The following is a 20,983-nucleotide window of genomic DNA, read 5'->3' as shown; positions in this document are numbered from 1 at the left end:
AGTTTTGATTTAATTCAATCTATTAAAAAGATATTTTAAATCTTTTGTAAAATGGTTAGTGCGGTTTTTACGGTATCAATTTTTATAAAAGTTATCATTAAGCGTAAACCATTTTTGGTTTGTTTTTCTTTCATAACACAACTTTTAGGATTTTTTTGAACGTATTTTAACATTCTAGAAAATGCCTCTGTTTGGTAAAAATCACTTTGTTGATTCGCAACAAAATACCCAATCATTCTTTTTTGTTTTAAGATGATTTTTTCTAAACCAAGATCTTTTGCTAACCATTTTATTCTAACAGAATCTAATAAATCTTCAACTTTAGTTGGTATTTCTCCAAAACGATCTGTAATTTCAGATTCAAAAACTTGTAGTTCTTTTTCTTCTTTTAAAGTACCTAGTTTGTTATATAATGCTAATCTTTCTGTAATAGAATTGATATAATCATCAGGAAAAAGGATTTCAAAATCAGTATCAATTTGAACCTCTTTTACATATTCCTTTGGTTTTAACTTATCTGTAGGATACAGATCTGCAAATTCATTTTCTTTCAGTTCTTCAATAGCTTCTTGTAATATTTTTTGATAGGTATCAAAACCTATATCATTAATAAAACCACTTTGTTCACCACCTAATAAATCTCCAGCACCACGAATTTCTAAATCTTTCATGGCAATGTTAATTCCGCTTCCTAAATCAGAAAATAAAACCAAAGCTTCTATACGTTTTCTAGCATCATCTGTCATCATATGATAAGGAGGTGTTATAAAATAACAGAAGGCTTTTTTGTTAGATCTACCTACTCTTCCACGCATTTGATGCAAGTCAGACAATCCGAAGTTATTTGCGTTATTTATAAAAATTGTATTGGCATTTGGTACGTCTAAACCACTTTCTATAATGGTTGTTGATACTAATACATCAAAATCGCCAGCCATAAAACCGAGCATTAATTCCTCTAACTTTTTACCTTCCATTTGCCCATGACCAATTCCTATTTTTGCTGATGGAACTAATCTTTGTAATAGACCCGCAACTTCTTTAATGTTTTCGATTCTATTATGGATAAAGAAAACTTGACCTCCTCTAGAAACTTCGTAAGAAATTGCATCACGAATGGTTTCTTCAGAAAAACGAATTACATTACTTTCTATAGGATGTCTGTTTGGTGGTGGTGTTTTTATTACTGATAAATCTCTGGCAGCCATTAAACTAAATTGTAAAGTTCTCGGAATTGGAGTAGCAGTAAGCGTTAAGGTATCTACATTTTCTTTTAATGTTTTTAATTTGTCCTTAACAGCAACACCAAATTTTTGCTCTTCATCAATAATTAAAAGGCCTAAATCTTTAAATTTTATACGTTGATTAGTAAGTTGATGTGTACCTATAATAATATCAACTTCTCCATTATTTACACCATCAATAGCAGTAGTTTTTTGCTTGGCAGATCTAAAACGATTTAAATAATCTATTTTGATAGGAAAATCTTTTAGTCTTTCTGAAAAAGTTTTGTAATGCTGAAAAGCTAAAATTGTTGTTGGTACTAAAATGGCAACTTGTTTACCGTTATCAACGGCTTTGAAAGCAGCTCTTACAGCAACTTCAGTTTTTCCAAAACCAACATCACCACAAACCAATCTGTCCATAGGTTGTTCTTTTTCCATATCATTTTTTACATCCTGCGTAGCTGTAAATTGATCTGGAGTGTCTTCATACATAAAACTACCTTCTAACTCGTGTTGTATGTGTGTATCTGGACCAAAAGCAAAGCCTTTTTGTAGTTTTCTTTTGGCATACAACTGAATTAAATTAAACGCAATATGCTTAACTCTAGCTTTTGTTTTTTGTTTAATTTTTTTCCAAGCACCAGAACCTAGTTTGTATATTTTAGGTGCTTTACCATCTTTACCGTTAAATTTCGAAATTTTATGAAGCGAGTGTATACTTACATATAAAATGTCGCGTTCGCCATAAATTAATTTAATAGCTTCTTGTTTATTACCTTGAACATCAATTTTTTGTAAGCCACCAAATTTTCCAATTCCATGATCCATATGGGTTACATAATCACCAATTTCAAGTTTATTTAATTCTTGTAGTGTAATGGCTTGCTTTTTGGCATAGCCATTTTTTAATCGGAATTTATGATAACGTTCAAATATTTGATGATCTGTATAACAAACCAATCTGCTATCTACATCAACAAAACCTTGATATAAAGGAAAAACTACAGTTTCGTAATGGACTTTTTGTTCTGCATCATCAAAAATATCGTGAAAACGTTTTGCTTGTTGTTCGTTGGCGCAGAAAATATAATTGGTAAAACCTGCTTTATGATATTCTTCTAAATTATCAATTAATAAATTAAATTGTTTATTAAATGATGGTTGCGGTTGTGTGTTAAAAACAACATCAGATTTTTCATCAGAATTTGAACTTCCAAAATTTACCAGTGTAAAATCTTGCAATTGATTTTTGATGAAATTACCATCACAAAACAATTCAGAAGGTTTAGAATGATTAATTTCTTTAGATAATTCTTTAAAAGCATCTTCGGCTTTGGTAAAAAACTTATCCAATTTATTAGAAAGTAAATCTACATTTTTAGTAAAAATTACTGTTTTTGATGAAATGTATTTTAAAAAACTTTCTCTTTTTTCTTGTAATGCCTTGTTTTCTACATTTGGCATTATTGAAACTTTTTTTAGTTTTTCTTTAGATAATTGCGTTTCTACATCAAAAGTTCTGATGCTATCTATTTCATCACCAAAAAATTCTATTCTGTAAGGTTCATCATTAGAAAAGGAAAAAACATCTATAATTCCACCTCTTACAGAAAAATCTCCAGGCTCAGTAACAAAGTCTACACGTTTAAATTTATATTCGAATAAAACTTCGTTTACAAAATCGAGCGATAAGTTATCGCTAATACCAACTTTTAAGGTGTTTTTGTCTAGTTCTGTTTTTGTAACTACTTTCTCGAACAAAGCAGTTGGATAAGTTACAATTACAGCTGGTTTTTTACGAGAATTTATTCTGTTCAAAACCTCTGAACGCAATAATACATTGGCATTGTCAGTTTCTTCTATTTGATAAGGTCTTCTGTAAGAGCCAGGATAAAAGAGTACATTTTTATCACCTAAAAGTTGCTCTAAATCATTTAAATAATAGGCAGCTTCTTCTTTATCATTAAAGATTAAAAGATAAGGTTTGTCAGCACTTTTAAAAGTTTCAGATATAACAAAAGACAACGAAGAACCCACCAAATTCGTAATTTGAAAATGATTTTTGTCTTGTTGAAGGGCTGTAATAACCTGCGAAACATTCGCAGATTTTTGATATTGATTTACAATGTTCTGCTTACTCAACGTAATAAATTTTTACAAATGTAACTTTCTTAACCAAGAAAAAACAATGGATAAATATGTTTTATGCAATATTATAATATATTTGTAAGAAAAGAAGTTATGAATACGAATAAAACCCTCGGATTATGAAATTAAAAATTCTAATTCTTTTAATTTTCATGTTGATGATTAAAAGTAACATTAAGGCTCAAGACGCAAATAATAAATGGGCAATTGGTGTAGGAGCTGCAGGTTTGCTCTACTCTGCAAAAGATGGTTCTGCTGTAGGCTTTAGATATTCTGATCAGTTTCCAAGATTTACACTAGCAACTTATGCATTTACCAATATCACTTTATCCGCAGCAATATCAACATCTAGAAATGAAGGAAAGCAGTATACAACTTTTGATGGAGATATTAGATACGATTTTGGAACATCAGAAAATACGCTTTCTATTTATGCTTTATTAGGGGGTAGTTTAGTAGATACAAAAGATTATTTAGCTCCGTTTATTAATATTGGTGGAGGTGGAACTCTTTGGCTTACTGATAGATTTGGATTAAATGGACAAGCAATGTACAAGATAAATTACTATGGTTTACAAAGCCAAGGATCTCATATTTATGTTGGTGGTGCTATTGTTTATCGTTTTTCATTTTCTGGTTCAGGTGGTGGCTCTTCTGGTAGAAGTAGAGTTAGAAGAGATACAGGTAGAAAACGTATTTGGGAAATGGACCACTAGTGATTTAGATAGCTTTCTAATATTTTCTTCATTTTTTTACTGTTGATAAAACTATCAACCTGAATATCTATTTCAAATTTTGAATTTAGAATTGTTGTTGTTGGGTAACTTATTTTGCCTTTTATTGATGACAATTCTTTAGCTAATTGGTGTGTACCTGTTTTATTTCCTGTAGGTTTGTATGCAAATGTTTTGCCTAAAAAAGTGATGTCTTTTTTTTCTTCTCCATTTAATTTGATAAAATAAAAATGCTTATTTAATAGTGAAATAACTTCATTGTTTTTAAATGTAGTTTTTTTCATTCCTTCACAAATCTTACACCAATCTGTGTAGATGAAAATAAATAAAGGTCTAGGATTGTTTTCTTGCAGACGTTCAGTCTCAGAAAATGAATATTCTTTTAGTTTAATTTCTGTTTGTTGCGCATTTACTGCAAAACATCCGAAGAAAAGAATAAAAGTTAGAACTTTATTTATTTTCATCTACTTTAATTAAAAGATTGTGTAACGTAAACCTACAAAAGCTCTTATTCCTTGGTTTGAAGCATAAACATAACTGGGGTCAAAAGTTAAAGCATCTGGATCATTTGGGTCTACTTGTTTGTCAAAAGGATCAAAAGCTCTAGAAATACTATTTGCAGCGGGTGTAAAATTTAATAGGTTTTTTACTCCACCATAAACCTCAAAACTATTCGAAAACTTTTTAGACAATTGAATGTTTTGTATGCTATACCAAGGCGAATATTCGTCTCTTAAATCATTTGGGCCTAATAAGGGTAAACGCATTGGACCATATAAATTACCAGTATAATCTAGTTTTAAATCATTGTTAAAACGATAAGAAACAGACCAAACTCCACTAAAACTTTCCGTTAATAATTGTCTTGTTTTAATATTATTTTCAGTTACAGAAACATCCATTAAAGTAGTACCTACATTAAAAGATAAACCATTTGTAAAAAGTACATCAGCATTTAAAGAAACTCCTTTAGAGACTGAATATCCGTCTAAATTAGCGTAAATAATTTTGTTTACATCTGTTTCGTAGTCAGGTAAAATTCTGTTATCAAAATAGGTGTAAAAAGCACTTGCATCTAAGGTGATAAATGAATTCTCGGTATTTATCTTCTTCACAAAATTCAGATTCGCATTCCACGAAGTTTCTGGGTCTAAATCTCCATCAAACTCAACTTCTCTTGCACCTGTTAACGCAGCATGATCTTCTGTAAAAACGTTGGCAACTCTAAAGCCATTTCCAATACTTGCTCTAAAAATATTAGAATTATTTCTAGAATTCCATTTGTAATTTATTCTTGGCGAGAATATATTTCCGTGTAAACTATTATGATCCCATCTAACACCAAGTAACAATTTTTTGCGTTTGCTTAAACTAATTTCATCCTGTAAAAAAATACCTGGCAAATGAATTATAGAAGGTTTATTTGTAATTCCATCATCTTCGAAAGTGGCAAAAGTATTGTCGTCATAAGAAGTGTATCTGTAGGCTAGACCTAATAAAATATCGTGAGTTTCTTTAATTTGCTTGTTGTAAACCAATTGCCCAAACGCAATAAATTGTTCTGCATCGTAAGCATCTGTTCCATAAAAAGAATCTTGATAATGCCCATTTGTACTAAATTGAAAATTAATGTTTTTTGTGGTGGGTAATTGGTATGTACCAAATAATTCCCATCTGTTGGTGTAAATGCTTTCTCCGTATTTAATATCAGATCCTCTAAACTCACGTTCCCAATCTAATTCTCCTCCCCATCTGTCTTCATAAACATATCTACTAGCAATGGTAAAAACTTTATTGCTTTTTCGCTCAATATTAATTTTATTAAAAAGTGATATTCTGTTTTGAAGCGTTAAATCTGTAAAATTATCATCGTTATTATCAATTCTATTTTGAAAATTAAAATAATTTACACCTAATAATCCTTGAGCTTTTTCTGATAATTGATAACGTAAACCTAAATCTGTATTTACTTCTCCCCAAGAGCTTACAAAAGTGTCTGTGGTTAATTTTGGCGAATTTGATGGTTTTTTAGTGATGATATTTATAATTCCGCCAACAGCTTCAGAACCAAATAAAGTAGATGCAGGTCCTTTTACGACTTCGACTCTTTCTATTAAAGCTTGCGGAATTCCTGTTAAACCATACACTGTAGATAAACCACTTACAATTGGCATTCCATCAATTAAAACAAAAGTATAAGGGCCTTCTAAACCATTGATATGAATATCGCCAGTATTACAAACGTTACAATTTAATTGAGGTCTTACTCCGTTTACATTTTGCAACGATTCAAAAACTGAAGGCGTAGGGTTTTTCTTAAAAAAAGCTTCGCTATACACTTCTACAGGTACAGGACTTGCTGTTTTAGAAACCGGTCTTAACGTTCCAGAAATTACAATTTCATCCAAAGAATTATCATCTGATAAAGTGATATTTTTAACTAAATTTTCATTGTTTTTAATTGTAATTTTTAATGATTTTGATTGATAACCAATACTGCTAACAATTAAGATATATGTTCCTTTTTCTATGTTTTTTAATTCGTAAAACCCTTTTTCGTTAGATGAAGTTCCGGATTTAGTTTTCTTTAAATAAATGTTTGCAAACGGAATTTCATCTCCATTTGTAGCAGTAATTTTTCCTGATATTGTTTGACTAATAATATTATTCGCTACGATTAAAAAAAGTACGATTATTAAGTTCTTCATTTCTAAAATTTTAAGCAAATATAAAATAATTTTTAGACAAGTCTAAAAATTATTTTATATAAATCAAAAATGAGTATATTTGTAATCTAAATTAAGTTGATGTTTAGTCAGTCTGAAGAAAATTACATAAAAGCCATTTATCATTTAGAAACAATTTCTAATAAAGGAATTAGTACAAATGCCATTGCAAAAAAGTTAGAAACAAAGGCGTCTTCTGTAACAGATATGATTAAAAAATTATCAGAAAAAGAATTGGTTATTTATAAAAAATACCAAGGAGTTAAATTAACTTCATTTGGAAAAAAAATAGCAGCTAATATTGTTAGAAAACATCGACTTTGGGAAGTTTTTTTGGTAGATAAACTTAATTTTTCATGGGATGAAGTGCACGAAGTTGCAGAGCAATTAGAACATATTAAATCACCTAAATTAATTAATCAGTTAGATGCTTTATTGGGTTTCCCCACACATGATCCTCATGGAGATCCAATTCCGGATAAAGAAGGTAATTTAAATGTGATTGATAAAATTTTACTATCGTCTTTATTAAAAAACGATTCTGGAGTTTGTGTTGGTGTAGATGATTCATCTTCAGAATTTTTACAATTTTTAGATAAAAAGGGTATCACTTTAGGAAAACAAATAACAGTTTTAGAAAAAGAAGGTTATGACGATTCTTTATCGATTAAAATAGAAAACAAAAAGTTAACTATTTCTAACAAAATTGCCAATAATATATATATAAAAAAGTTATGAATACATTCGAACAATTAGTTGCTTTTGGAAAAGAACATCCAATTCAAGCAGCATTTTATGCCTCACTTTTTACTTGGGGATTAACAGCTTTAGGTGCTGCTTTAGTATTCTTTTTTAAGAAATTAAATAGAGCAGTTTTAGACGGAATGCTTGGTTTTACAGGTGGAGTTATGGTTGCAGCAAGTTTTTGGAGCTTGTTATCGCCAGCTATAGAAAATAGTCCTGGAGAAGGGTTTGTTAAAGTTATACCAGCTGCAATCGGTTTTGCACTAGGTGCTTTATCTCTTTTTGGAATGGATAAAATTTTACCTCATTTACATATCAATTTTAAAGAAAATGAGGCAGAAGGTGTAAAAACAGAATTACACAGATCTACGTTGTTGGTTTTGGCAATTACATTACATAATATTCCAGAAGGGTTAGCAGTAGGTGTGTTATTTGGGGCAGCATCAACATTAGTGGGGGTAGAACAAACAGAAATGATAATTGCAGCAATATCTTTAGCAATCGGAATTGGAATTCAGAATTTTCCAGAAGGTTTTGCTGTGGCAATGCCTTTAAGAAGACAAGGAGTTAGCAGATTTAAAAGTTTTTGGTATGGACAATTATCTGCAATTGTAGAGCCTATGGCAGCAGTTTTAGGAGCATTAGCAGTTTCATTCTTTACGCCAATTTTACCTTATGCATTAGCATTTGCTGCAGGAGCTATGATTTTTGTAGTTGTAGAAGAAGTAATACCAGAAACGCAAAGAGATAAATACACAGATATTGCAACACTTGGTTTTATAGGTGGTTTTATTGTAATGATGTCTTTGGATGTTGGTTTAGGTTAGAAAACTGTTCTAACTTTATTTTAAAGAAAAAATATTACGAAGTAAATCTATATTTTTTCTAAGGATGTTTGCTTTCCTTTTTTGGATATTGAATCTTAAATTTTGAACTTATTTGTGTAAATTCGTGCAATTCGTCTTTAAAAATAAATTGTGCAGCAAACTTCAACTTTTCAAGTATATAATGCTTCTGCAGGAAGCGGAAAAACCTTTACTTTAGTAAAAGAATATCTCAAGGTCTTACTAAATTCTGAGGATATTTTTACTTTTCAAAAAGTATTGGCAATAACGTTTACTAACAAAGCAGCCGGAGAAATGAAGGAGCGTGTTTTGTCTAATTTAGAAGATTTTTCTGAAGGTATAGAAAACGATCTTTTTAAAATTATTATTGATGAAGTTGCTGTTGATAAACCTACAATTCAAGCGAGAAGTAAAAAGATTTTAGATGTAATTCTTCAGAATTATTCCGCTTTTTCAATTACTACTATAGATAGTTTTACGCATAAAATAATAAAAAGTTTTGCTTATGATTTAGGATTGTCTTTGAATTTTGAAGTAGAAATGGATGTAGTTTCTTTATTAAATGAGGCTGTAGATGTTTTAATTTCTAAAATCGGAACAGATAGAAAACTGACGAAACTTTTAATTGATTATTCTTTAGATAAAACTGATGATGATAAATCTTGGGATATATCTAGAGATTTAAATGAGTTCTCAAAAGTTTTATTGAACGAAGATGATATTAAACATTTTAGAGGTCTTGCTGATAAAAAACTAGAAGATTTTACTGATTTAAAATCGAAACTTTTTTTACATCAAAAAGAGGTAAAAGCAGCACTATCAAAAGTAGGGCAAGATTGTTTGGCTTTATTGGACGAAAATGATTTAACTCAAAAAGACTTTCTGAGAGGAACAATTCCTAAGTTTTTTGCTGATGTAAGTTTAAAATCGGTAGATTTTAATTTTTTATCAAGAGCAGAAACTATAGAAAAAGCAATAGAAAATCATCAATATTATGCGAAATCAACTTCGGATGTAATTGCATCAACTATAGAGAATATTGTTCCAGAAATTATTGGTTTTTACAATCAAGCAAAAGAAATATACAGTCAGTTTTTAATGAATAAATTGGCTTTAAAAAACATAATTCCTTTAGCGGTTTTAAATAACATCAATCAAGAATTAGATAGTATAAAAGAAGAAAGTAATATCAGATTAAATGCTGAGTTTAATCAACTAATTTCTGATAATATTAAAGAACAACCTGCACCTTTTATTTACGAAAGAATTGGGCAACGTTTTCAACATTTTTTTATTGATGAAATGCAAGATACATCAGTCTTACAGTGGAGTAATTTAATTCCGTTAATAGACAATGCTTTAGCGCAAGAAAAGAGTAATTTGTTATTGGTTGGTGATGGAAAACAGGCAATTTATAGATGGAGAGGAGGAAAAGCAGAGCAGTTTATTGAGTTAGGTTCAGATGCAAAAAATCCTTTTCATATTAACAAAGAAATCAAAAGCTTAGAAACTAATTTTAGGAGCTATGCAGAGGTTATCAATTTTAACAATTCATTTTTTCAATTTACATCCAATTTTTTGCATAATGAATCTTATAAAAAAATATTTGTTGATGGTAATAAGCAATTAGAAAATGCTAAAAAAGGCGGATTTGTTTCACTTAATTTTCTTGAAAAAGAAGATCATAAAGATGATGAAAAAATAAAATATCCGAAGAAAGTTTTAGAAAAAATAAATCAATTAAAAGAAAGCTTTTCTTTAGATGAAATTTGTGTGTTAACACGAACAAAAAAAGACGGAATTGCTGTTGCAAATTACCTTTCAGAAAACGGAGTAGATATTGTTTCGTCAGAAACTTTGCTTTTACAAAATAGTATAAAAGTTACTTTTATTGTTGATGTTTTAAAACTGTTGCAAAACCCTAATGATGAAGAAACACGTTTCGAAATTTTGTGCTTTTTATATCAGCATTTACAAATCGAAAATCCGAAACATATTTTCTTTAAAGAATTTGCTAAATCAGAAAATCTAGAACTGTTTGAAGCTCTAAAAAAATACGGAATTTCTTTTGAAATATCTACTTTTAATCAATTGCCATTTTACGAAAAAATAGAAGAAATTATTAGAGGTTTTAACCTAGTAAATACTTCTGATGCTTATGTGCAATTTTTCTTAGATGTTGTTTTAGAGCAACAAAGAAAATCGATAGATGTTAATTCCTTTTTAGAATTCTGGGAACTAAAAAAAGAAAAGTTAAGCATTGTTGCATCAGAAAGTGCAAATGCAGTTCAAATTATGACGATTCATAAATCAAAAGGTTTAGAGTTTCCTATTGTAATTTTTCCTTGTGATGTAGATGTTTACAGGCAAATAAACCCTAAAGTTTGGTTAGATGAATTGCCCGATAATTATGGGGAATTCAAAGAATTATTGGTTGATTTCAATAAAAGTTTAGCGGAAGTAAGTGAGAAAGGAGAGCAAATTTACCATCATCAAAGACAAGAATTAGAGCTAGATAATTTTAATTTATTGTATGTTGCTTTAACAAGAGCTGTAGAGCAATTGCATATAATTACTGAGCGAAAAATATCAGCAAAAGGTGAGGTAAATACAAACTTTTATTCAGGTGTTTTAATTAATTATTTAAAAGAACAAAATCTTTGGAATGATGATGATTTAGAATACTCTTTTGGTAATGATATTAGAGTTAGTAGTATTCAAAAAGAAAATTCAGTTTCTCAAATTCACGAAAAATTTATTTCTACACCTTGGCAAGAACACAATGTAGTTTTGTTAGCGAGTTCATCTAAATTATGGGATACAAATCAAGGAGAAGCAATTGATTTTGGTAATTTGTTTCACGAAATTTTATCGAAAATCATCACTAAAAATGATGTTGAAAAAGTTGTGAATCAATATGTACAACAAGGAATAATTGATGATTTTGAATCAAAATCTTTAAAACTTAAAATTAATGAAGTTGTATATCATCCAGAAATAAATAAATATTTTTCTGAGGATGTAGTTACATATAATGAAAGAGAAATTGTAGATGTTGATAATCAAATTGTAATTCCAGACCGTTTGGTTTTTACAAATGATTTAGTTTCAATTATCGATTATAAAACCGGAAATAAGTCATCAGAACACAAGCAACAGATTTTAAAATATGAACAAGTTTTAAAATCAATGAATTTTAAGGTTGATAAAAAACTACTCATATATATTAATAAAGAAATTGATATTGTTGAGGTATAGTCAAAGAAAATAAACTTTGTATCTTTGTGTTTGTTAAATTCATAATAAATGTACGGAAAAATTAAAGATACTTTAAGTTTTGAGCTTCAAAATATAAAAGACGAAGGTTTATATAAGTCAGAAAGAATAATCACATCTTCTCAAGATGCAGTTATTAAAATTTCTACAGGAGAAGAGGTTATTAATTTTTGTGCCAATAATTATTTGGGGTTATCAAATCATCCAGAGGTTATTCAGGCTGCAAAAAATACTATGGATACTCACGGTTTTGGGATGTCTTCAGTGCGTTTTATTTGTGGTACACAAGATATTCACAAACAATTAGAACAAAAAGTTGCAGATTTCTACACAACAGAAGATACAATTTTATATGCAGCAGCTTTTGATGCGAATGGAGGTGTTTTTGAGCCATTATTAACAAAAGAAGATGCAATTATTTCTGATAGTTTAAATCACGCTTCTATTATAGATGGAGTTCGTTTGTGTAAAGCAGCTAGGTATCGTTACAATAATAATGATATGAATTCTCTAGAAGAGCAGTTAATTGAAGCTAATAAGCAAAATCATCGTTTTAAGATTATTGTTACAGATGGAGTTTTCTCAATGGATGGAATAGTGGCGAAATTAGATGAAATTTGTGATTTAGCAGATAAGTACGATGCTTTGGTTATGGTTGATGAATGCCATGCAACAGGTTTTATAGGTAAAACAGGTAGAGGAACTGTCGAGTTAAAAAATGTAATGGATAGAGTTGATATTGTTACTGGAACTTTAGGTAAAGCTTTAGGAGGAGCAATGGGAGGCTATACAACCGGAAAAAAAGAAATTATTGAAATTCTACGCCAAAGATCACGCCCTTATTTATTTTCTAATTCTTTAGCTCCTGCAATTGTAGGTGCTAGCTTAAAAGTATTCGATTTAATTTCTAATGACACTTCTTTAAGAGATAAACTTGAATGGAACACCAATTATTTTAGAACAGAAATGGAAAAAGTAGGTTTTGATTTAGTAGGAGCAGACTCAGCAATTGTGCCAGTTATGTTATATGATGCAAAGCTTTCTCAAGTTATGGCTAATAAATTATTAAAAGAAGGAATTTATGTAATTGGTTTCTTTTTTCCAGTAGTTCCAAAGGAAAAAGCAAGAATAAGAGTTCAGCTTTCAGCGGCTCATACTGTTCATCATTTAAATAAAGCTATTTCTGCTTTTACTAAGGTAGGTAAGGAATTAAAAGTTATTTAGAACTGATAAATACTTGCTGTTTTATTAATATTTTGTAGATTTGTCTTTGTAAATAAGTTTTAACAACTTACTTTTGCGTATAAAAATAAAGAACTTTTAATTTAAAAACTTGAAAATGAAACGATTAAAAATAGCTGTGATAGCTTTATTTGCGTTAGTTATGGTTAGCAACATTAACGCACAAGATGAAAACAACCCTTGGGCTGTTAGTTTTGGTGTGAATTCAGTTGATATGTATCATGGTACTGATTTTAGTAGTCAGTTTAATGATATGTTAAGTAACAAGGATTGGAATATTTTACCTTCAATCTCTAGAATTGCAGCAGATAAGTATATAGGGAAAGGATTTAGTATACAATTAGCTGGTTCTTTAAATAAAATTAAGTATCACCTTGAAGAAGATGACTCTGATTACCTTTTATGGTCTATTGGTGCTATGGCAAAATATGACTTAAATAACTTATTTGGTGATACAGGTTGGTTTGATCCTTATGTTGGTTTAGGAGGAGATTTTGTTGATAGTGGTTACAATGATACTTCTGAATTAATGGGGCATGGAGCTTTAGGTTTTAATGTTTGGTTCAACAATAACTTAGGTCTTAACTTTCAACACGGAAGTAAATTAGGTTTTGCTAAAAACGTAAGATCTCACTACCAAAATTCAATAAGTGTAATTGTTAAGTTTGGTGGAACTGATACTGATGGTGATGGTGTGTATGATAAAAATGATGCTTGTCCAGAAGTTGCTGGTTTAGAAGAATTCAATGGTTGTCCTGATGCTGATGGTGATGGTGTAAAAGATTCTGATGATGCTTGTCCTAACACGCCAGGTTTAGCTGCAATGAATGGTTGTCCTGATGCTGATGGTGATGGTGTTGCTGATAAAGATGATATGTGTCCTAATGCTAAAGGAACAAAAGCAAATAAAGGTTGTCCTGATGCTGATGGAGATGGTGTTGTAGGTGAAAATGATAAATGTCCTAATGTTGCAGGTCCTGCTGCTAATAACGGATGTCCTTGGCCAGATACTGATGGTGATGGTGTATTAGATAAAGATGATAAATGTGTAAATGAAGCTGGTGTTGCTTCTAACTCAGGTTGTCCTGCTCCACCTAAATCTTACAAAGAATTAATTGGTGAAGGTACTTTTAAAGCAATTTTGTTTAACACAAACAGAGCTAGTTTTAAATCAGGAGTTACTAAACAATTAGATGGTATGATTGGAGTTATGAATGAATTCGAAAAAGCTGAATTTGATATCAATGGTTATGCAGATAGTACAGGTACTGCAGCTTACAACTTAATGTTATCAGACAAAAGAGCAAATGCTGTTAAAAATTATTTTGTTAAAAAAGGAATTAACGAATCTAGATTAACTGCTAAAGGATTTGGTGAAGACAATCCAGTAGATTCTAATAGTACTAGAAAAGGTAGAGCTAATAATAGAAGAGTAGAAGTTAAAGTTAAGAACTAATCTTCTAATACAATAATATTAAAGCCTCATCAAATTGATGAGGCTTTTTTAGTTAAAAAAACTTTTTTAATTGCAATCAAAAAAGTAACTTTGCGCCTTGAAAAAGAGAGGGTAAATCCTATATAAAATAATAATAATTTAATTAGATACAAAAATGTCTACAACAACAGGTAAAGTTTCTCAAATTATTGGGCCAGTTATTGATGTTGAGTTCAATACTGAAAGCAATGAGCTTCCAAAAATTTATGACTCATTAGAAATTAAAAAAGCTGATGGCTCTATTTTAGTTTTAGAAGTTCAACAACATATTGGTGAGGATACTGTTAGAACTATTTCTATGGATGCTACTGATGGATTACAAAGAGGAGCTGAAGTAGTAGCTACTGGAAGTCCAATTCAAATGCCAATAGGAAACGATATTTATGGTCGTTTATTTAATGTTACTGGAGATGCAATTGATGGCTTAGGTAACTTAAGTAAAGATGGTAATAATGGATTGCCAATACATAGAGCTGCACCTAAATTTGAAGACTTATCTGTATCTACAGAAGTTTTATTTACAGGTATTAAAGTAATCGATTTAATTGAGCCTTACGCAAAAGGTGGTAAAATTGGATTATTTGGTGGTGCAGGAGTAGGTAAAACTGTATTAATTCAAGAGTTAATTAACAACATTGCAAAAGGACATGGTGGTTTATCTGTGTTTGCAGGAGTTGGAGAAAGAACTCGTGAAGGAAATGATTTACTAAGAGAGATGTTAGAATCTGGAATTATCAAATATGGTGATGATTTTATGCATTCTATGGAAGAAGGAGGATGGGATTTATCTAAAGTTGATAAATCTGGAATGAAAGATTCTAAAGCAACATTTGTTTTTGGTCAAATGAATGAACCACCTGGAGCACGTGCACGTGTTGCATTATCTGGTTTAACAATTGCAGAATACTTTAGAGATGGGGCAGGAGAAGCACAAGGTAAAGATGTACTTTTCTTCGTAGATAATATCTTTAGGTTTACACAAGCAGGTTCTGAGGTTTCTGCATTATTAGGTCGTATGCCTTCTGCAGTAGGTTACCAACCAACATTAGCAACTGAAATGGGGGCAATGCAAGAGCGTATTACATCTACTAAAAAAGGTTCTATTACATCTGTACAAGCGGTTTATGTACCTGCAGATGATTTAACAGATCCAGCACCAGCAACAACATTTGCTCACTTAGATGCTACAACAGTATTATCTCGTAAAATTGCTGAGTTAGGTATTTATCCTGCAGTAGATCCTTTAGATTCTACTTCAAGAATTTTAACTGCTGATATTTTAGGTGATGAACACTATGACTGTGCACAAAGAGTAAAAGAAATTTTACAACGTTATAAAGAATTACAAGATATCATCGCAATTTTAGGTATGGAAGAATTATCTGAAGAAGATAAATTAGTAGTTCACAGAGCTAGACGTGTACAACGTTTCTTATCTCAACCTTTTCACGTAGCTGAACAATTTACTGGTATACCAGGAGTTTTAGTTGATATTAAAGACACTATTAAAGGATTTAATATGATTATGGATGGTGAGTTAGATAAATATCCTGAAGCAGCATTTAACTTAAGAGGATCAATTCAAGATGCAATTGATGCTGGAGAAAAAATGTTAGCGGAGGCATAAATTAAGTTTTAAGTTTAAGATTTTTAGCAACTCGTATTTATCTAAAGATTAAAAACTAAAAACTAAAAACTAAAGAAATATGTTTTTAGAAATTGTTACACCAGAAGCTATTTTATTTTCATCAGAAGTTGATTCTTTATCAGTTCCTGGTTTAAATGGCGAGTTTCAAATGTTAAATAATCACGCACCAATAGTTTCTGTTTTAAAAGAAGGAACTATTTATATTCATATTCACTCTCAAATTAATTTAGAGTTAGATGATTTGCATGGTAAATTAATTCCAGACGAAGCAGATGATAAAATTTTAACATTAGCTATTAATTCTGGTACATTAGAATTAAATGATAATAAAGCTATAATTTTAGCCGATTAATTACTTAAAGTACAATTTTAAAAAAGCCTTGAAACAGAATAGTTTCAAGGCTTTTTTTATTTTATTATTTGTCATAAAAAAAACATCTTTAATTAAAGATGTTTTTTTAGCAATTTCCCCTTTTACGAAACATATTTACCTAAGTAAATATAACACTTCAAATATCATCTAATTAAAGATAGTAGTAAAGAGTGAAAACATTGATAATACTTGAGGAAAAACCCCTTTTTTTATATCTATTGATGTCTACCTCTAAAAAATATAGTATATTTTCACATTAATAACTTTAATTTATATAAAATGAAATCTCCAATTATAAAATTATGTTTCTTATTTGTATTTACACTTTTAATAGTTTCCTGTAACGCAGAAAAGTCAAATCCAGATAAAGAAGATCTATCTTGTTACTCTAATAATAAAAGACCAAGCCAAGCTATTACTTATAAAGAAATGGCAAGTATGTTTAATGAATATGATAATGGACAAAAAATATTATTAGATAAGTATATTACACAAAAATCTAAAGGAAAGGATACTGTAGCTACTGTTTCTGAATTTTTTAGTATTGATGAACTTAAACAATATATTGCTTATATAGAAAAAATATCTAGAGAGAAAGATATTAAATTAACTGGTGTTAAAATTTTTACAGCAGCATATCCTTCAGATTATAAAATAGAAGCTTATCAAAATAGGGTTTCTTTTATTTTAATGCCTACAACAAATATTGGTGATGATAAAAACGTTGCTTACGAACCATTAAAATCAACAAAAGGTAAACCTGTATCTATGCAAAGTGTTTTACATAAATATGCCGGTGAATCTACAAAAAAAGTGAATAGAGCCTCAATTTTATCTTTTAGATTTATGCAAGAAGATGATGATAGTTCTGCTCTTAATAGAGGTTCTATCGATCCTAAAACTGATTAATAATGTCTTTTGAACTTGCTGATATTTATAAATATTTTGAATATTTAACTTTAATTTTATCTGTTTTTTTTTACAATAAATTCAAAGGTTATTCCTTTTATAAGTTTTTTGTCCTTTTTTTATTTACTGGTGTAATATTCAATTTAATTGGTACTTATATTTTTAGTACAAAAAATTTATGGTTATTTAATATTTATACTTTTTTTGAGTTTAATATTTTTGCTTTAATATATTATCATTTAATAACTAATAAAAGAAATTTAAATACCATTAAAATATTAGTAATTATTTTTAATATACTCTATTTTATTAGTTTTTTTTTAAAAGAATTGCAATCATATTCAGTACCCTTCGAAGCTTTAATAAATAGTGTTTTTGTTATCATTTATTTTAACGAGTTATTGATGTCTGATAAAGTTTTAAATTATAAAAAATTATTACCCTTTTGGGTTTCTGTTGGTTATTTAATTTTTTATTTAACTACAATTCCATTTTTCACAATTGTTTATTTTAAATTTTTTAAAGCGGATTTTGGTGATGAATTACTCTATTCCATAATTATTTTACTTAATTTGTGTTTTATATATGGATTAATTAGATGCAAGAAGGAAATATAGTACTTATAATATCATCATTAATAATACTATTTATTGTAGTAGCACTGATAATATTGTTTACGGTTTTTCAAAAGAAAAAAACATTTTTATTAGAAAAACAAGAAGAAGACAAAAAACGTTTTGAAAGAGAAATTGCAGAAACTCAAATAGAAATTAGAGAAGAAACCCTAAGAAACATTAGCTGGGAGTTGCATGATAATATAGGTCAATTACTAACTTTGGCAAAAATACAGTTGCAAAATGCTACTGAAGAAAATATAGCAGAAGTAACTAAAACCATCTCTCAAGGATTAACAGAAGTACGATCTTTATCAAAATTGATTAACCCTGAAGCAATTAAGAATATAGAGCTTAAAGAAGCGATTCAATTAGAAATAAATCGCTTTAATCGTTTAAATTTTATAGCATCTACTTTAGAAATTAAAGGAAATGAAAAAGAGATTGACAAAAAATCTACCATTATCATTTTTAGAATTTTACAAGAATTTTTTTCAAATACTATAAAACATTCTAGAGCTTCTGAGTTAAAAGTAACTTTAGATTATTTACAAAGTAATTTATTAATAACAGCAAAAGATAATGGAGTTGGTTTTTCATCCGAAGGGAAAAAAGATGGTATAGGGTTGATAAATATTAAAAATAGAGCGCATTTAATTGGTGCTGAAGCCGTGTTTAAATCAGAAAAAAATAAAGGAACAACCTTGGAAATTAATTATAAATTATGACAAAATATTCGGTAGTTGTTGTAGATGACCACACATTATTATCGCAAGCCATACAAACAATGGTTAATACTTTTGAGAAATTTGAAGTGTTGTACACCTGTAAAAACGGACAAGAATTAGTTGAACAATTCACAAGTTCATCAGAAAATATACCAGATATAGTTTTAATGGATATTAATATGCCAATTTTAAATGGTATTGAAACAACAGAATGGATACATAAAAATCATTCAGAAGTTAACGTAATGGCGTTGTCTGTCGAAGATGATGATAAAACTGTTCTAAAAATGCTTAAAGCAGGCGCAATTGGTTATTTACTTAAAGATACAGAAAAAGCTGTTTTAGAAAAAGCATTGATAGAAATTGCCGAAAATGGCTTTTATCATTCTAAAAATGTAACTAATTTATTAATGAAATCTATTTCTGGTAATGCAGAAGAAGAAATAGTTCTAAAAGAAAAAGAGGTAATATTTTTAAAATTAGCTTGTACTGAATTAACCTACAAAGAAATTGCAGATAGAATGTGTTTAAGCCCCAAAACAATTGATGGCTATAGAAATTGCTTATTTATAAAACTAAATGTAAAAAACAGAGTGGGTTTAGTGATGTATGCTATTAAAAATAAGATATACACTCCATAAAAATATCGTAAATTTGCGATATGGAAGAAACAAACAGACAAAGAAAGATTGCAGGAGTTCTGCAAAAAGATTTGGTAGATGTATTGCAGAAAGCTGCACAAGATGGAATGAAGGGTGTTATTATATCTGTGTCTAAAGTACATGTAACTTCAGATTTAGGAGTTGCTAAGGTGTATTTAAGTATTTTTCCATCAGAAAAAAGAGACGAAATTGTAAAAGGAATACAATCAAATACCTTTTTTATTCGTCATGAAATGGCAAAAAGAACTAAAAATCAATTAAGAAGAATGCCAGAATTATTGTTTTTTGCTGATGATACTTTAGATTATTTAGAAGAGATTGATAAATCTTTAAAGGGCGAAGATGAAAACCCGATTAAAAATCCGGATGTTTTACCTAGACGTAAAAAAATATAAATTCAATATACTTCATTGAATTTTTCTCTATACATAGCTAAAAGATATTTATTTACAAAAACGAGTAATAATGCCATTAACATTATTACAATTATTGCGTCTTTTGGTGTAATAGTAGGCTCTTTGGCCTTATTTATAATTTTATCTGGTTTTTCTGGTTTGCGAACTTTTAGTTATAGTTTGCTAGATGCTTCAGATCCTGATATAAAAATTTCTGTTGTAAAGGGTAAATCTTTTTTTATTGATGATGCTATTCAGCAAGTTTTAGATAATAATACAGCAATAAAAGCAAGTTCTAAAATTATTGAAGAACGTGTTTTTTTGGAATATAAGGATAAGAATGAAATTGCTTATATAAAAGGTGTAGAAGAGAATTATGCACAAATTACAAATATAGATTCGTCTTTAAGTGTTGGTAATTGGTTAGAAAATGAATATCTAAAAACCGCAGTTATTGGTAGAACTATAGCTGCAAAGTTATCTTTAGGTGTAAGAAGTTTTGGAGAACCTTTATCTATAATGATACCAAAACCAGGTACAGGTTTTATAAATCCTACCAATGCATTTTACAAAACCAATGTTCAGATTGTAGGGTTATATACAGGTACAGAAGATTTTGAAAGTAAATTTGTATTTGTAAATTTAGAAGAAGCAAAACGACTTTTAAGGTTTAAAGAAAATCAAGTTACTGCAATTGAATTAAAACTAACAGATAATTTATTGGCAGATGAATTTGCAGAAGAGCTTCAACAAAAATTAGGAGATTCTTTTAAAGTACAAACCAAAGAACAGTTAAATGAAGTTTTTTATAAAGTGATAAATACAGAGAATTTTGTGTCTTATCTAATTTTTACATTGATAGTAATCATTGCGTTATTTAACGTAATTGGTGCAATAATAATGATGATTATTGATAAAAAACAAAACTTGAAAACCTTATTTAATTTAGGAACAACCATAAAAGAGATAAAACGAATATTTGTTTTACAAGGTTTTTTATTAACTATTACAGGAATGATTTTAGGATTATTAATAGGTGTAATAGCTGTTTTTATACAATTAAAGTTTGGCTTATTTATGATAACAGAAAACTTAGCTTATCCTGTAGAATTTAGGTTTTCTAACCTTTTAATAGTAATTTTTACAATTACAACACTTGGGTTTATAGCCGCTAAAATTGCAAGTAGTAGAATATCTAAAGAATTTGTAGAGAAGTAA

16 protein-coding genes are annotated in these 20,983 nt (G+C 29.2%); 13 read left to right on the top strand and 3 right to left on the bottom strand.

Features of this window, described 5'->3' with window-relative positions:
- Positions 1–35: 35 nt before the first annotated feature.
- A complete protein-coding gene (gene mfd / locus BW723_RS02725) occupies positions 36–3,368 on the bottom strand; it encodes a transcription-repair coupling factor (protein WP_068362640.1) in 3,333 nt (1,110 codons plus the stop codon).
- A 125-nt stretch (positions 3,369–3,493) separates the two neighbouring features.
- Here mfd and BW723_RS02720 point away from each other — a divergent pair, with 125 nt between their 5' ends.
- Positions 3,494–4,090: a hypothetical protein gene (locus tag BW723_RS02720; protein WP_139059125.1), complete on the top strand. Its 597-nt coding sequence runs from the start codon at positions 3,494–3,496 to the stop codon at positions 4,088–4,090.
- Here BW723_RS02720 and BW723_RS02715 read toward each other — a convergent pair.
- Both BW723_RS02715 and BW723_RS02710 read right to left on the bottom strand, forming a co-directional pair.
- Complete coding sequence (locus tag BW723_RS02715) at positions 4,087–4,572, bottom strand: thioredoxin family protein (RefSeq protein WP_068362647.1); 486 nt, start codon at positions 4,570–4,572, stop codon at positions 4,087–4,089. The two genes, BW723_RS02720 and BW723_RS02715, sit on opposite strands and share 4 nt — an antisense overlap.
- Positions 4,573–4,581: 9 nt before the next feature.
- Positions 4,582–6,816, bottom strand: a complete 2,235-nt coding sequence (locus BW723_RS02710; protein ID WP_068362651.1) for a TonB-dependent receptor — start codon at positions 6,814–6,816, stop codon at positions 4,582–4,584.
- 99 nt (positions 6,817–6,915) lie between these two features.
- Here BW723_RS02710 and BW723_RS02705 point away from each other — a divergent pair, with 99 nt between their 5' ends.
- The 12 genes from BW723_RS02705 to BW723_RS02645 all read left to right on the top strand — a co-directional run bounded on the left by BW723_RS02705 (position 6,916) and on the right by BW723_RS02645 (position 20,983).
- A complete protein-coding gene (locus BW723_RS02705; RefSeq protein ID WP_068362658.1) occupies positions 6,916–7,572 on the top strand; it encodes a metal-dependent transcriptional regulator in 657 nt (218 codons plus the stop codon).
- The gene (locus BW723_RS02700; RefSeq protein ID WP_068362663.1) at positions 7,569–8,405 is read left to right on the top strand and encodes a ZIP family metal transporter; all 837 of its coding nucleotides are present in this window, start codon (positions 7,569–7,571) and stop codon (positions 8,403–8,405) included. The genes BW723_RS02705 and BW723_RS02700 overlap by 4 nt, the downstream gene beginning before the upstream one ends.
- A 150-nt stretch (positions 8,406–8,555) precedes the next feature.
- The gene (locus BW723_RS02695) at positions 8,556–11,681 is read left to right on the top strand and encodes a UvrD-helicase domain-containing protein (protein ID WP_068362665.1); all 3,126 of its coding nucleotides are present in this window, start codon (positions 8,556–8,558) and stop codon (positions 11,679–11,681) included.
- A 48-nt stretch (positions 11,682–11,729) separates the two neighbouring features.
- The gene (kbl, locus tag BW723_RS02690) at positions 11,730–12,923 is read left to right on the top strand and encodes a glycine C-acetyltransferase (RefSeq protein ID WP_068362667.1); all 1,194 of its coding nucleotides are present in this window, start codon (positions 11,730–11,732) and stop codon (positions 12,921–12,923) included.
- 115 nt (positions 12,924–13,038) lie between these two features.
- Positions 13,039–14,397 carry an OmpA family protein gene (locus BW723_RS02685; protein WP_068363602.1) on the top strand — a complete coding sequence of 453 codons (1,359 nt, stop codon included), beginning with the start codon at positions 13,039–13,041 and terminating at the stop codon, positions 14,395–14,397.
- A gap of 154 nt (positions 14,398–14,551) precedes the next feature.
- Positions 14,552–16,063: a F0F1 ATP synthase subunit beta gene (gene atpD / locus BW723_RS02680; RefSeq protein ID WP_068362669.1), complete on the top strand. Its 1,512-nt coding sequence runs from the start codon at positions 14,552–14,554 to the stop codon at positions 16,061–16,063.
- A gap of 79 nt (positions 16,064–16,142) precedes the next feature.
- Positions 16,143–16,436, top strand: coding sequence for a FoF1 ATP synthase subunit delta/epsilon (locus tag BW723_RS02675; protein WP_068362674.1), 294 nt, complete (start codon positions 16,143–16,145; stop codon positions 16,434–16,436).
- Positions 16,437–16,736: 300 nt separating this feature from the next.
- Positions 16,737–17,366, top strand: coding sequence for a hypothetical protein (locus BW723_RS02670; protein ID WP_068362679.1), 630 nt, complete (start codon positions 16,737–16,739; stop codon positions 17,364–17,366).
- 598 nt (positions 17,367–17,964) lie between these two features.
- A complete protein-coding gene (locus tag BW723_RS02660; RefSeq protein WP_068362685.1) occupies positions 17,965–18,708 on the top strand; it encodes a sensor histidine kinase in 744 nt (247 codons plus the stop codon).
- A complete protein-coding gene (locus tag BW723_RS02655) occupies positions 18,705–19,349 on the top strand; it encodes a response regulator transcription factor (protein WP_068362688.1) in 645 nt (214 codons plus the stop codon). The genes BW723_RS02660 and BW723_RS02655 overlap by 4 nt, the downstream gene beginning before the upstream one ends.
- A 20-nt stretch (positions 19,350–19,369) precedes the next feature.
- Positions 19,370–19,765 carry a 30S ribosome-binding factor RbfA gene (rbfA, locus tag BW723_RS02650; RefSeq protein ID WP_068362689.1) on the top strand — a complete coding sequence of 132 codons (396 nt, stop codon included), beginning with the start codon at positions 19,370–19,372 and terminating at the stop codon, positions 19,763–19,765.
- 15 nt (positions 19,766–19,780) lie between these two features.
- The gene (locus BW723_RS02645) at positions 19,781–20,983 is read left to right on the top strand and encodes an ABC transporter permease (RefSeq protein WP_068362690.1); all 1,203 of its coding nucleotides are present in this window, start codon (positions 19,781–19,783) and stop codon (positions 20,981–20,983) included.

It is taken from the genome of Polaribacter reichenbachii, from assembly GCF_001975665.1.
Taxonomy (GTDB): Bacteria; Bacteroidota; Bacteroidia; order Flavobacteriales; family Flavobacteriaceae; genus Polaribacter; species Polaribacter reichenbachii.
Note: the sequence above shows the minus strand (reverse complement) of the source record. Positions and strands in the feature narration are given on the sequence as shown.

Coding starts and splice junctions, on each gene's coding strand:
- BW723_RS02720 (WP_139059125.1), top strand. CDS start 3,494: ATGAAATTAAAAATTCTAATTCTTTTAATTTTCATGTTGATGATTAAA.
- BW723_RS02715 (WP_068362647.1), bottom strand. CDS start 4,572: ATGAAAATAAATAAAGTTCTAACTTTTATTCTTTTCTTCGGATGTTTT.
- BW723_RS02710 (WP_068362651.1), bottom strand. CDS start 6,816: ATGAAGAACTTAATAATCGTACTTTTTTTAATCGTAGCGAATAATATT.
- BW723_RS02705 (WP_068362658.1), top strand. CDS start 6,916: ATGTTTAGTCAGTCTGAAGAAAATTACATAAAAGCCATTTATCATTTA.
- BW723_RS02700 (WP_068362663.1), top strand. CDS start 7,569: ATGAATACATTCGAACAATTAGTTGCTTTTGGAAAAGAACATCCAATT.
- kbl (WP_068362667.1), top strand. CDS start 11,730: ATGTACGGAAAAATTAAAGATACTTTAAGTTTTGAGCTTCAAAATATA.
- BW723_RS02685 (WP_068363602.1), top strand. CDS start 13,039: ATGAAACGATTAAAAATAGCTGTGATAGCTTTATTTGCGTTAGTTATG.
- atpD (WP_068362669.1), top strand. CDS start 14,552: ATGTCTACAACAACAGGTAAAGTTTCTCAAATTATTGGGCCAGTTATT.
- BW723_RS02675 (WP_068362674.1), top strand. CDS start 16,143: ATGTTTTTAGAAATTGTTACACCAGAAGCTATTTTATTTTCATCAGAA.
- BW723_RS02670 (WP_068362679.1), top strand. CDS start 16,737: ATGAAATCTCCAATTATAAAATTATGTTTCTTATTTGTATTTACACTT.
- BW723_RS02660 (WP_068362685.1), top strand. CDS start 17,965: ATGCAAGAAGGAAATATAGTACTTATAATATCATCATTAATAATACTA.
- BW723_RS02655 (WP_068362688.1), top strand. CDS start 18,705: ATGACAAAATATTCGGTAGTTGTTGTAGATGACCACACATTATTATCG.
- rbfA (WP_068362689.1), top strand. CDS start 19,370: ATGGAAGAAACAAACAGACAAAGAAAGATTGCAGGAGTTCTGCAAAAA.